The sequence below is a fragment of the Agrobacterium pusense genome (genome assembly GCF_013285525.1).
Classification (GTDB): Bacteria; Pseudomonadota; Alphaproteobacteria; order Rhizobiales; family Rhizobiaceae; genus Agrobacterium; species Agrobacterium pusense.
Genome location: NZ_CP053856.1, coordinates 1,938,358 through 1,951,170, shown reverse-complemented (window position 1 = coordinate 1,951,170; position 12,813 = coordinate 1,938,358). Strand labels below are relative to the sequence as shown.

Annotated in this window: 14 protein-coding genes; 13 read left to right on the top strand and 1 reads right to left on the bottom strand. The window is 58.2% G+C overall.

Annotation, left to right across the window (positions count from 1 at the left end; translation table 11 throughout):
* The first annotated feature begins 1 nt into the window (after position 1).
* The 10 genes from HQN82_RS09585 to HQN82_RS09540 all read left to right on the top strand — a co-directional run bounded on the left by HQN82_RS09585 (position 2) and on the right by HQN82_RS09540 (position 10,494).
* Positions 2-949 carry a baseplate J/gp47 family protein gene (locus tag HQN82_RS09585; RefSeq protein ID WP_234904849.1) on the top strand — a complete coding sequence of 316 codons (948 nt, stop codon included), beginning with the start codon at positions 2-4 and terminating at the stop codon, positions 947-949.
* Positions 946-1,611: a phage tail protein I gene (locus HQN82_RS09580; protein WP_173614813.1), complete on the top strand. Its 666-nt coding sequence runs from the start codon at positions 946-948 to the stop codon at positions 1,609-1,611. The genes HQN82_RS09585 and HQN82_RS09580 overlap by 4 nt, the downstream gene beginning before the upstream one ends.
* A 12-nt stretch (positions 1,612-1,623) precedes the next feature.
* Entirely contained in the window at positions 1,624-3,888 is a 2,265-nt protein-coding gene (locus HQN82_RS09575) for a hypothetical protein (protein ID WP_173614812.1), read from the top strand.
* Between the two features lie 9 nt (positions 3,889-3,897).
* Complete coding sequence (locus HQN82_RS09570) at positions 3,898-4,071, top strand: hypothetical protein (RefSeq protein ID WP_173614811.1); 174 nt, start codon at positions 3,898-3,900, stop codon at positions 4,069-4,071.
* A gap of 61 nt (positions 4,072-4,132) precedes the next feature.
* Positions 4,133-5,188, top strand: a complete 1,056-nt coding sequence (locus tag HQN82_RS09565) for a hypothetical protein (protein ID WP_173614810.1) — start codon at positions 4,133-4,135, stop codon at positions 5,186-5,188.
* A gap of 9 nt (positions 5,189-5,197) precedes the next feature.
* Positions 5,198-5,767 carry a hypothetical protein gene (locus HQN82_RS09560; RefSeq protein ID WP_173614809.1) on the top strand — a complete coding sequence of 190 codons (570 nt, stop codon included), beginning with the start codon at positions 5,198-5,200 and terminating at the stop codon, positions 5,765-5,767.
* 121 nt (positions 5,768-5,888) lie between these two features.
* On the top strand, positions 5,889-7,352 hold the full coding sequence (locus HQN82_RS09555; RefSeq protein WP_173614808.1) for a phage tail sheath subtilisin-like domain-containing protein: 1,464 nt from the start codon (positions 5,889-5,891) through the stop codon (positions 7,350-7,352).
* A gap of 12 nt (positions 7,353-7,364) precedes the next feature.
* Positions 7,365-7,877 carry a phage major tail tube protein gene (locus tag HQN82_RS09550; protein ID WP_080816010.1) on the top strand — a complete coding sequence of 171 codons (513 nt, stop codon included), beginning with the start codon at positions 7,365-7,367 and terminating at the stop codon, positions 7,875-7,877.
* Positions 7,878-7,952: 75 nt separating this feature from the next.
* Positions 7,953-8,222: a phage tail assembly protein gene (locus HQN82_RS09545; RefSeq protein ID WP_173614807.1), complete on the top strand. Its 270-nt coding sequence runs from the start codon at positions 7,953-7,955 to the stop codon at positions 8,220-8,222.
* A gap of 52 nt (positions 8,223-8,274) precedes the next feature.
* A complete protein-coding gene (locus tag HQN82_RS09540) occupies positions 8,275-10,494 on the top strand; it encodes a phage tail tape measure protein (protein ID WP_234904848.1) in 2,220 nt (739 codons plus the stop codon).
* Here HQN82_RS09540 and HQN82_RS09535 read toward each other — a convergent pair.
* The gene (locus HQN82_RS09535) at positions 10,491-10,832 is read right to left on the bottom strand and encodes a hypothetical protein (protein ID WP_173614806.1); all 342 of its coding nucleotides are present in this window, start codon (positions 10,830-10,832) and stop codon (positions 10,491-10,493) included. The genes HQN82_RS09540 and HQN82_RS09535 overlap by 4 nt on opposite strands.
* A gap of 76 nt (positions 10,833-10,908) precedes the next feature.
* On the opposite strand from HQN82_RS09535, the gene HQN82_RS09530 reads away from it, so the two are divergent.
* The 3 genes from HQN82_RS09530 to HQN82_RS09520 are packed head-to-tail and all read left to right on the top strand — an operon-like array spanning position 10,909 to position 12,753.
* Positions 10,909-11,373: a phage tail protein gene (locus HQN82_RS09530; RefSeq protein WP_080810740.1), complete on the top strand. Its 465-nt coding sequence runs from the start codon at positions 10,909-10,911 to the stop codon at positions 11,371-11,373.
* A 4-nt stretch (positions 11,374-11,377) separates the two neighbouring features.
* Complete coding sequence (locus tag HQN82_RS09525) at positions 11,378-11,590, top strand: tail protein X (protein ID WP_080841915.1); 213 nt, start codon at positions 11,378-11,380, stop codon at positions 11,588-11,590.
* A gap of 2 nt (positions 11,591-11,592) precedes the next feature.
* Entirely contained in the window at positions 11,593-12,753 is a 1,161-nt protein-coding gene (locus HQN82_RS09520; protein WP_173614805.1) for a phage late control D family protein, read from the top strand.
* Positions 12,754-12,813 lie beyond the last annotated feature (60 nt).

Genomic DNA, 12,813 nt, shown 5'->3' with positions numbered 1-12,813 from the left:
CATGGCGATTTACGCACCGACGACGATTGATGTTTCGCGCCTGCCGTTGCCCGATGCGATTAGCCTGCTGGATTTCGAAACGCTGTACAGCGAATTCAAGGCCCGCTTCCTCGCATTCTGGAACACGCTGCGGTCGGTCGATCCGTCGCTACCGGAATATGACGTGCAGGATCTCGAAACAGACCCGGCGGGCGTCGTCGGTGAAGCTTGGTCATACCTGCGCCTTCTGGACCGGCAGAACGTCAACGATACCTTCCGGTCGCTTCTGGCGGCATATGCGAAGGGGTCCAATCTGGATGCCATCGCCGCAAACCGTAACATAGTCCGCCTCACCGTGGTTCCTGCAACCGCGAATGCGGCGGCGATCATGGAAGGCGATGACGCGTTGTTGCGTCGTTATCTGCTGTCCTACGATCTGCCGTCCGCCGGTTCTGCCGGTCGTTACCTTTATGATGCGTGGACGGCTTGGCCGCAATCTGCTGACAAGGCCCTTGGGCTTTGGGATGCGCGGGTGAATGGCCGGGCTGTCCATGGCCGTCGCGGTGACACGGATGTTGTTGTCATCGGCCCGATGGGCAGGCTTCCGACTGCCTTGGAGCTGGATACAGTCCGGGCGTCGGTAACGAACCCGAACCGTGCGCCGGAAGCTGTGGCTATATCGGTCATGGCCGCCGGGCGGACGGAATATGCGGTCTCGCTTATCCTCGAAATTCCGGCGGTCGGGCCGTCTGCCGATATCGTCCGACAGGAAGCGGAAAAGCGTGTTACCGCAGCGGCGACCGCCCGCATCCTGATCGGCGGCGAAATCCCCGAAGCACTGTTTTCGGGGGCGGCATTTGGTGACGGCGTTATCAGGGTGCGCGACCTCGCGCCGGTCGTCATCCAGCCCGACGCCTACAAGGTGCCGGTGATGACCAGCCTTAGCATCGCTGTCGAGGTGCGGGCATGAGCGACGTAGGTGTGTTGCTGCCATCGTCGGCGGAGCCATTCGAAAAGGCGCTTGCCGCCGGTATGTCGGATGATCTGCCGATACCTTACGCGGTTCTGATGGACCCATACCAGACGCCCGCGCAGTTTCTGCCTTGGCTGGCTGTGCATCATTCGGTCGATCTCTGGTTTGATGACTGGACCGAAGAGCGTAAGCGGGAAATGATTGCGCAGTGTGCCGGGGTTTCGACGCTCTATCCCGCGTCCCCCTTGGGTGCGCTGAAAGGCACGCTTGCCGGGCTGAAACGCTACCTTGCGTTTGTTGATGCGGAAATCGTGGATCGCATTGCGCATCCGAACCGCTTCACCTTCGGGCGCGCGGTGATTGGCCGGACACCGATAGCGCATCAGCCCTATGTTGCGCATTACCTTGTTCGCGTCACGCTGAGAGCGCCGAAGAACCGCTTTCAAATTGGCCGCAGCGCCTTCGGGCGGGCGGCGATGACGGCCATCAACCTTGAGCCTATCCGCCGCGCCAAACGCGCCATGACGACCGCCAAGACGCCCGAGACGCTTTATTCGGTGTCTTTCGCGTGGCGGCGCGGCATCACCTTTAACGACAATATTTTCATCGACGGAAGCCATGCCATCGGCGGTTACATGGATCGCAAGCGGCTGGATTGAGGGTAACGACACATGCAGCGTACTTCCTTTGCAGAAGCTGAAATCGCCGATCATGCAGATTTCGAAGCCATCGGCTTGCAAGCGCAGGCCGCAACGGATGGTCTTTGGCTGGATGCCATCGGCTATCCTGCCCATTGGGCCGCATTTACCGTCGCGCGTAAATCGGCACAGGAAATCACGGTCTCGGCTGGCCGCTACGTTGCCGGGGAAATCGTTTATGCGCAGGAAGCGCCAAAGGATATGAACCTCCAGATTCATATTCCCGTCGCCGCATCTGACCAGCGTTGGGTCGCTGTCCTGCTGCGCGGCAAGGAAGTCATCGACACCGCAACCCGCCCGTTCGAAACCTCGGACGATCCGGAAACCAGTGTCATCGTCAACCGCACGACGCCGAAGACAATCCGCCGCGTTGTCGAATTGATCGTGCAGCCGGGTGAAGCGAACCCGGTTCCGGCCAAGCCCGTTGTGGCATCCACGGACGCCTGCATCGCGTTCGTACTGCTGAAATCGACCGGTATCGATGCCATAGAGCCGGGCAATGGCGACCGGGTGAAAACCCTGTTCGAAGTGGAAGGCCGCGTTGCAGCGCTCGAAGTCGATCTGGACGGCCTTTTTATGCGGACCGAGACGATTGAAACGCAGATCGTCAACATCACCGCCAAGCTCACAGAAATTCCCCGCCGTGAAATCATACGCCAGATGCAACGCGATATAGGCGCGGCCCGGCTGAAAGTCGATCTGCCGGACGAGGCGCGTGCCTATGTTTTCGATGATGCGCTCATTCCCGACCGTTGGGATACGACACATGTCGATTGGCTCGCCCGTATTGAAGAGGGCGTCCGCTTCGGTTTCGCAGCCGAAGCGCAGGCGAGGCTTGAAGTGCAGGCCGAAGACGATCCGAAGATTCATTTTCGTGGTCGCCGTATGGTGCCTGCCTTTGACGAGGTGACGCGCATTGCGAACACCTCGCTGGATGCCACGCTCAACATCTCGCAGTTGGTGCATACGGAGACCACGCTGGTTCGCAAGGAGGCGTCCCGCGTGCGCCTCACCTATGGCCCGACCATGGGCGCATGTGAAAACGCGGCGGGTTGGGCTGGCCTCGGCGGTGATTCCAGGGTGGGGCAGATGCTCAATGTCGGCGGCGAGACCTTTGAAGTGGTCTATGTCGGCGGCAACTATGGCCCCGGCCACCAAACCTATGGCGTTCGTCAGGTGCGCTATGAAATCTACAGCGAACCTTATTGGGAGTACGTCACCGAAGAGGTTGGCATCAACGGCTCAATTTGCGCGCAGTCTTTTCTGGTTGCTCAGCCTATGCAGGTCACAAGTCTGGACCTGTCATTTGCTCGCGTTGGTATCGACGGCGATGTTCATGTGTTCATCGTGGAAACCACGACCGGTGGCGTGCCGCGTTTTGATGCGGTTTTGGCGCAAGGCATGCTGAAACATGCGGAGCTTACCGTCGGCTGGAACAAGGTGGAATTGCCCATCACATTGCTGGAAAGCGGAAAGCGGTATGCTTTCGTGACTGTGACGACCGGCGCACACGCGCTGCATATTTCCGGGTCGAACAAGTACACGGGCGGAACGCAGTTCCTGACGACAGACGGTGCGTTTGCTCAGGGGTCAACGGAGACGGATATCTGCTTCCGGCTCAATGCCGCCCGCTATCGCAGCCCTCGCACGATCATTCCCATGCAGGCTCTCAACCTCGCGGACGGCATGACGCAGATCGACATGCTTTTTGCGGGTTGGGTGCCGGGCGGATGCACACTTGGCTGGGAAATCCGGCCATCCGGTTCGACCGTCTGGACGGAACTGGATGACGGCGACCCGACGACGAACCCGCTTGTGGGCTTACCTGCCTCGGTGGAATTGCGCATGGTCATGATGGGTACGGCGGACTTGCAGCCTATGATCCAGCTTGACCAGAAAGCGGTCTCGCGTGTTGCCCGCAACCGCAACAGCATGCGGGCAGTCAGCAAAAGCTTTCCGCTCGGATTTTCGACCACAAGCATCCAGACGCAATACACGCTGGATTTCTTCGATCCTGACCGGCACACGTTCACGCCCGCTATCATGGTCGGAAATACGGTCGTCAACCCGGATAGCACCGAAATCACCATCGACCCGCAGATGCCTGCGCGCCGAACCTATCTTTCAACCTACACGCTCGGCGCTGCGGCGAATGCTGCTCGCATGCGCCCCGCCGCTACCACAAACAATGTCGCGTCCGTGCCATTCGTGCAGGACGCCTTCATTGCTGCGCTTTAAGGAGTTCCCATGGCTTCCCAGATCGACCCGGAGAAATCCTATGATGTGAAGCTCTCGCGCATCGTTAAGCGCGGGCGTTTCACTTACTACCCGTTGAACGAAATCAACATGCGCGGCTCGCTGGTGACGGCGATCATCGAGCAGGAAGGTGAGGAGGTTTTTGACTATGCCAGACAGGTCTGATGGCTATCAAATCCCCTCGTGGCCGAAGACTCTGATCGACCGTCCATTGTGGAATGCCACAATGGGCGACATTGATGCCCGTCTGACTGCCCGCGAGCAACTGGAAGCATCGTTTGAACGCCTCATGGCAGAGGGTGTTCAGGCGTCACTTGATTACATTCAGGTCAATGTTGCCCCGCAAATCGCGACCCTGCAGCAATCGATTTCGCTTGCGCAGGAACAGATTGACCAGATCATTGTCGGCGGTACAGCGCCGAACGCCCTCAAGCTCGGCGGAAAGGAAGCCGCATGGTACGCGTCAGCGCAGGACGTGCAGGATGCCGTGCAGGATGCCTCGGAAGCTGTTGATACCAAGCTCGCCGACTATCTGCGCGCCGATCAAAAAAACGTTGCTGATGGCATTGCTCCGCTGGGCCCTGACAGCAAGGTGCCGCTGGCTAATCTTCCGGCGCTGACCACAACCGCCACCGTCGGCGCAGCTATCGCGGGTGCGAATGGGAAAACGACGCCCGATGATGGCGACCGGTTTGCTGGTGTTCTGTCCGGGGCATCAACAGTGTTCTGGACAACATGGGGAAACATCAAAGCAGCACTTGATGTGCTCTACTATCGTAAAGCCGCTGTCGATACCGCCCTCGCGGGCAAGGTTGCCAAGACCGGGGACACCCTCACGGGAGATATCACGGTCAACAAGAATTATCCCACGCACCGCATGCTTTACCCAGGTGTGCGAGACGTAGGTTTGCAGGTCCGAGAAGACGGCAGCACTTGGATATGGGACTTCTCCGGAAACCGGGGGATATTTCGCGTCGGCACAGACGGCGCTCTTTGGAATGTTCAGATTGGCGATTTGAACACTCGCATCGAGGACAGGGCCTATGCCCATGCCGACTCCCGCGCTTGGGCGGTTGCGAATGACCGCGTGGCGAACCTGAATACCCGGTGGGTGTCCCGTGGTGAATTCAATCTGAGTTACAATGTCTGGCGGGAAGCTCCGGCAGGGAGTGCGGTCACCGGCTTTTATATCGAAAGCAACAACTGGATGAAGCACTTCTGCTACCGCTACTTCCAACTATTCGATCCGGTGCGCGGCTGGATTACGGCCCACAACGCTTGAGGTAGACAAATGGAAATCGTTAATTTCGGACACTTCAAGCTTACCAGCACGACCGGCATCCAGTTCTTTGCAAATGAGGACGGCCAAGACTGGTACGACCTGCGGCGCGGCCTCACAACGTGGGACGAGCAGGGTAACTTCCTCACTGCGATCTATGGTGCTTGGGCGATGGTCGATCCGGTAACCCTCAAAGTTACCAACGTCGAACGGGACCCGTCCCGCATGGTGCCGAATGACAAGATCGTTTTGGGCATTGACGCTGATGCGGGCGATATCGCGGAGGGGATGCTTTATCAGGGAGGCGGCCTTGTAGCGGCTCCACCCGAGCCTCCTATCTTCAATCCCATCACCCGTCGCCAGTTGCGGCTTACACTGGTTCGAAACGGCATATCCCTTGCCGCTGTAGAAACAGCTATCAGCACGATGCCCGATGGGTTGGAAAAGGAAGAAGCTCAGATCGAATGGGCTGACGCGACCGAATTTGAGCGCACCCACCCAACGCTAATGCTGATTGCCGCCGCGCTCGATCTGGCTGAACAGCAGGTTGACGCAATGTGGCGACAAGCGGAAATCGCTTAACAGCAGATTCCTCCTGATACCCATAATCACGCATCGCCAGACATGGCGAGGCGTTTCCCCATCTCCGGGTGTAGCCGGAACTCCCTTCAAAAATTTGGAACCTTCAACGGAGACCAGCCGAATGGTTGACCTGTCCTATCATCATGGCGTCAAGCTCGTCGAAAGCACCGACACCCCGGCAATCGCACGCGTGACCCGCAGCGGTATTACCTTCGTCAACGGCATCGCGCCTGACGCGGACCCTGCCGCCTTTCCTCTCGATTATCCGACCATCGTTCGTTCGTTGACGGCGGCAACTGCGCTCGGCGCGGCGGGAACGCTGCTGCAAGACCTTACCACCATTTTCGACGAAGGCGGCTCTTGGTGCATCGTCAACCGTGTCCCCGACAGTGCCGACCCGGCGACGCTGCAAAACAACCTGATCGGCGACCCGGTGGCGCGGACCGGCATCTATTCCGCGCTCCGCGCAAAGGCCCTGACCGGCTACCAGCCGCGCGTCATCATCACTGCCGGAGATACCGGTGCGTGGATCGAGGACGGCGTGGTTTCGGTGTCGCTGACCTCGCAGGGTGATAACCTGACGGAAGCGCCGGTCGTCACCGCGACGGGTGGCGGCAATGATCCCGGCAAGGTATTGCCGACGCTGGAGGCTGTGATGGGAACCGGGGCCGACGCCGACAAGGTTGTTTCCGTTAAAGTCATTGCGCCCGGCAAGAAAATGTCGCAAGCGCCCGTTCTCACGTTCACGGGCGGCGGGGCGGATGCTGGCAAAGTTCTGCCGACAGCAACCGCCAATGTCGGCGACGTGGCGAATCCCTTTGTTTCGGCGCTCAATGCCGTCACCCCGAAAATCCGCGCCCGCGCATATATCTCGGGTCCGAATACGACCGACGCCGAAGCCGTGCGTTTCCGCCAGACTGTCAACGGCGGGCGCATCCTCATCATTGATCCGAAGGTGATCAAGAACGTCAACGGCGTTCCGGTGACGAAGCCTGTTGCCGCCGTCTTCGCAGGCGTCCGCGCCCGTGTCGTGGCGTCGGCGGAAGGCTTCTCCGGGTCGGTGTCGAACAAGATCATTCGCACCATCGACGGTGTAGCGCGGACGATTTCCTATCCCGATGACAGCAACTACCTGAACGAAAATCAGGTCGCCACGATCATCAATGAGCGCGGCGGTTTCAGGACATGGGGCAGCCGTCTCGCGATTGATGATCCGCTGTGGCAGTTCGACAGCGTGCGCGCCACCGCCGACATGATCAACGAGTCTCTTGAAGACCTGTATTTCCTCTACGTGGATCGAAAGACCACGAAGGGCAATTTCAAGATGCTCATCGAAGACGGCAACGCCGCAATGCGTGTCTTCGCGAAGAACGAAGATATCCTTGGCGGTAGCGTCTGGCTGTCCGACCAGAACGACCCAACCTTGATGGTCAACGGCAAGACCCTGCTCGGGGTCGAATTCGAGCCGGTTGGCCTCATGGAACAAATCCACATCACCACCCACCGCAACATCGTCCGGTATCAGTTGCTGATTGACGAGGTGAACGGGGCAATCGAAATCGGCGCGCTCTCGGTCGCCGCGTAAGGAGCTTTTCACATGGCGCAAAAAACTCTCCCCGCCTACATCCTGCGGAACTGCATGCTGTGGGCGGATCGTCAAAGCAAGCTCGGGCAGATCGGCGATATCACGCCTCCGGTTCCCGAAGCCGTCCGCGAGGACGTGCGCAACGCCGGGATGATCAAGGCCCGTAAGGTCCATCTCGGTTACAACGCTCTGGAATTCAGCTTCAAGATGCCGGGCGTGGACCCGCAGATTTTGAAGCTGCACGGCATCAAGATCGGCGAGGAAACGCCGTTCATGATTACCGGGGCGCTGGTGGACGAAGATGGCACCACGCATAGCGCCGTGATGACCATTCGCGGCAGGGTCTACAAGCCGGACGCCGGGACGTGGAAGGCAGGCGAGCTTTCCGAAAACGACTACGGAGTCGACGTGAACTATTACAAGCTCGAAATCGACGGCGAGCAAATCTACGAGATGGACGATTTTGATTTCAAGGTCGGTGGCGTCTCGCAGTTCGGCGATATCCGAAACGCCTTGCTGCTCTAGCGGCTGGCGCTTCTTCCTTCCCCAAATCCTTCCAATCCGGCCCGCGCTCTGCGGGCCATTTTTTCAGGTGATACCATGGACGCAATTTCTGTAACGCTCGCCAAGCCGGTCGAGCTTGAGGGCAAGACCTATTCCCAACTGACGTTCCGCGAACCGGAAGTCGGCGACCTCCTGTTAGCGGATAGCTCTTCTCCTGGCATCGGCCAGATGGTCGCGCTGCTGGCCCTCATTTCTGATGTGCCGCTGCCTGCCTTTAAGAAGATCAAGGGCGGCGACTTCAAGAACATCGTCGCCAAGACGAAACCGCTGTTGGGAAACGACCCGACGAACACGACTGGCGAATAGTCGCCGTCTACGTTGCTGATACTGCGAAAACATCGCTCGATGTCATTGAGCGATGGCCCGCCCGAAAGCTGCTTGCATATTTCAACACCTGCAAGGAGTACCGGAAAATCATGAGAGAATGACCATGGCTGTCCAGCAAAGCACTCTTCGCGTCTCCCTTCTTGATGATGTTTCGGCCCGCGCGAAACACATCACGCGGTCGCTGGACGGCCTGCGGGCGCAATCTGTTTCTGCCTTCGCACCCATGCGCGGTTTGATCGGGCAGGCCGTCGCGCTCGGCGCTGGTTACTTCGGCGTCACGCGCGGCTTCGAGGCCACGGCGGGCGCGGCCATCAGTTTCGAGTCTGCGTTTGCAGACGTGAAAAAGGTGGTCGAAGCCAATGACGAACAGTTTGAAAACATGCGCCGCAGCATCCGGCGCATGTCCGGCGAAATCCCGCTGGCCGCAAATGACATTGCCGCACTGTTCGCCGCCGCAGGTGAAAGCGGTATAGCGACCGAAGACTTGCAAAGCTTCGCGGAAATGGCCGCACGCGTTGGCATCGCTTTCGATCTCGGCGCAGGTGAGGCAGGCGAAAGCCTTGCCAAGCTGAAAACGCAGCTTAGTTTGACGGTCGCCGAAACCGGTGACATGGCCGACGCCATCAACCACCTGTCGAACAACATGGCGTCCAAGGCCAAGGACGTGACCGAATTCATGTTGCGGGTCGGCTCCTTCGGTGAGATGGGCGGTTTCGCGAAGGAAGAACTTGCGGCCATGGGTAGCGCCATGATCTCCGCCGGTTCGGATGCCAGCACGGCGGGCACTGCCATGTTGAACGTCATCCGCGCATTGACGAAAGGCGAGTTTGCCAAGAAGTCGCAGAGGGACGCCGCCAAGGCACTTGGGCTGCATCTGCCGTCCATCGCCAAGGATATGCAGAAAGACGCAAAAGGCACCATGCGCAAGGTGCTGACGGCGATTGCGAAAGCGCCGAAGGATAAGCAGGTTTCCTTGCTTTCCGAATTCTTCGGCGATGAAGCCCGCGCCTTCATGCCGCTAGTCGGCAATATCAAGCTGCTGGATCAAGCGTTGGATAGCGTGGCCGACCGCACGAAATATGCAGGTTCGGCATTCAATGAGTACATCCAGCGCGCCAGCACCACGCAAAACGTTCTGGACCTGCTTGGGAACAAGATTTCCAATGTCTTTGCGGAAATCGGCGACAGCATGTTGCCGACCATCCGCGAGGGTGCGCAGGGCATTGGCGAGGTGCTGGACACGCTCGGCAACCGCGTGACGATCTTCGACCAGATCACGAATTTCACCAAGGGATTTGCGCAGGGCTTTGGTTATACCGGCGGCATGAAGGATTTCATGAACGATCTCGGTGACCTGTTGCTTGGTCCCGTCGATCCGAATGCCGCCGACCGCATTGGAGCAATCTTCATGCGCGCGAAGGAATGGGGCGCTTCCATCCGCGAATTGAACGATGCGATAAAGGATAATCCTATCGCCAAGTTTTTCGCGGAAATGTCCGGTTACGGCTTCCAACTTTTTGCGTGGGGCATGGGTATTTCCATGTTGGCTGGCACCATTCGGAAGCTGGCGGCAGCGCTGTTCGTGTTGTCCGGCGCAAGCACCTTACTTGGGGCTTTGAAAGCGGTAAAAGGAATCGCCGACATTGTGGATGGGCGCTCTGGCGGAGGTGGTGGGGGCGCACGCGGAGCCGGAAACGGAACTAATTCTAACCCACGGAAAAACTCCACACCGGCTCCTTGGTCTGGCGGACTGCTTAATCTGTTCAACTCGGCGTTTCTGCTTAGTTCGCTGCCCGATGGGCCAGACGAGATGCGGGATTTTATGGAGAGGAACAAAAAACGGTGGGACGGGTACAACGACTGGTTAGAAAAAAATGTGGGCAGTCCTAGTTCATGGACGCAATCAGATAACCGCCCCGCGCCAGCTTCGGTTTACTCACAGATGGCCATGGACAACGCCGTGCAGGCGCGTGCTAATGGTATAGGGGGTGGGTCTACCGATGTTTTGCCCGGAAAAACTGCTGATGATCTCGGCGTTCGAACGGTGCGTATCGACGCCTCATCTATGTCTGAGATGATAAAACCTACTGGAACGCAAGACGTTAGGGTGGTGAACCCTCAAAGGCCGAATGTAACCATCCATGCGCCGATTACTATAACCGGCGTGGCAGACCCGAAGGCGGCGGCATCGCAGGCTGTAAGGGAATTGGAAGGTGAGCTTTCGAAGCTGGAAGGCACTTTTAGCGATTAGCTTTTAGTCAAACTTGGCGGCAAATGCTCTGGGCTTACGAGACTAATGAGCCCCCCCGCAACGAATGAGAGGATAAGCCCTCCCATGAATGTTACCGCAATTTGGCGGGGTGCCATTTTGAGCGCTCCGCCGATCACGCTCGCTAGAGCGATATTTACTAATATTGAGAGCAGGGCGTTATCTATTCCAAGTGCGAAAAATATCGCGATTGTAATCAGTGCCGAGACCGCGATGACAACTGCGCCGCGCCATCCGTCTGAGCCAGAGCGTCGAGCGCCCCACGCACCGCCGATTGCTGCTGTTAAAATGAATATAACGAGAAGTTCGTTTTCGCTCATTTTGCCCCCCTGCTTCGCGCAATGAAAAACAGATGGCCTTTGCGTTGTCGAGTCATCTTTAAAAAGAGAGATTAGAATGACCGGCGTAACGTCAATGATGCTCGGGGGTTTCGCCTTCGAGGGATTGGGCTTTGGCTATCAGGGTGTCAAACGCAAGGTGAACACGCCTTGGGTGGATATGCCTGTTGGGCAAACCCTCAACCAGCAGCAATGGACCGGCCCAACTTCCGACGAAGTGACAATCTCCGGGGTGCTTTTCCCCGAAGAGTTCGGCGGGCAATCGCAGCTTGACGGTATTATTGCTGCGTCGATGGCTGGAACCGAAATGATGCTTGTGACCGGCGATGCCGCGCAGGGCGTCATACAAGGAATGTTTACGGTCCAAAGCGTCGAAGAGGATCGCAGCTACATTAACCGCCGGGGCGAGGCCGGGCGCAACGCCTATTCTATCACGCTCAAGCGCTCCGGTTCTGGCACGTTGCCAAGTGCGGGCGGTCTGGTGGATCGGGCTGCATCCTTCCTGTCCGAACTTTTCCGGTGACGATATGGCGACAATCTATACAACACGGCAGGGCGAGACGGTTGACCTCGCCTGCCTCGCTTTTTATGGGCGCACGGCCAAGGTGGTCGAAGCCGTCATAGATGCCAATCCGGGTCTTGCCGCACTCGGTCCGGTCCTCCCGCTCGGCACGAAAATCACCATGCCGGACATTCCCGCCACCAGCACGGCCAAGCCGTTGACCAGCCTTTGGGACTGACCATGAAACCGCGCGTGGAAGTGACTATCGACGGCGTGCCGGTGGCAGGCCATTTCTATGAGCGTCTGCTTTCCCTTACCGTCACTGACGAAGAGGGAATGAAATCCGACACGGTGGACATTGAATTGAATGACGGCCCGCCGAACTTTCTGGCGATCCCGCGTAAGGGTGCAATCATTTCGGTCAAGATGGGTTTCGGTGATGATCTCGTGCCGAAAGGCGTCTTCACTGCGGACAAAGTCAATGTCGATTGCCTGCCTTATAAAATGTCGATTTCTGGCAAAGCTGCGGACCTTCGCAGCGGAAAGCTGAAAGAGCGGCAGGAAAGGTCATGGGATAAAACGAAGCTCGGCGATATCCTGTCGCAGATCGCAAACGAAAGCGGGTTAACCCCTGCCGTTGATGATGACCTTGCGGATTTTGAATATGACTGGCTGGCGCAACAGGACGAAAGCAACATCAATTTCCTGCGGCGGCTGGCGGAGCGGCATAACGGCCTGTTCGCGGTCAAGCAAAGGCGATTGATCTTCACGCGGCTTGGTTCCGGGTTGTCTGCATCCGGCGCGCCGCTCGGCTCCATCATCCTGACGCCCGAGAAAATAAAAGTCGGAAGCTTGAAGGTCGAAATCAACGACCGCACGAAATACAGCAAGGTCGTGGCCTATTATCAGGATTCCGACAAGGCTGAACGGGTCGAAATCGACGCGGATGCGGATGCGGACGGCGATAGCGTTTACCGTCTGCCGGAACCTTATGCATCGCCCGCCGAAGCTGACAAGGCCGCGCAGGCGAAGGCCAAGGAATTGCAGCGTGGCGAAGGCTCGGTGTCTGTAACCGTGATCGGTGATGCGGGAATAGACGCGGGCTTGCCGCTCCTGTTCGCCGATGTCCGGCCCGGAGTGGACGGCGTGCCGTACATCATCAAGACGGCCAAAACCGCATACACGAAAACCGGCGGTCTTGAAGTGGCGGTTTCGGGCAGGCTTTACGATGGCAAATCCGCGACCGAAAAATCGGCCGGCACCGAAAGCGGCGGCTCCAACGTCACCCCCGACGCCTCAAAAGCAACCGGCAAGGTCGCGCCCAACAGTGCGCCCGGAACCCCGGCCACGCCTTCCTCATTCCTGACGCCGCGCCGCTTCGGACGGACGGACGAAAACTAGGGCGCGGCCTACCACTCTTTCCCAAAAACTTTAGGAGATATCCATGTCCGTTGTGACAAC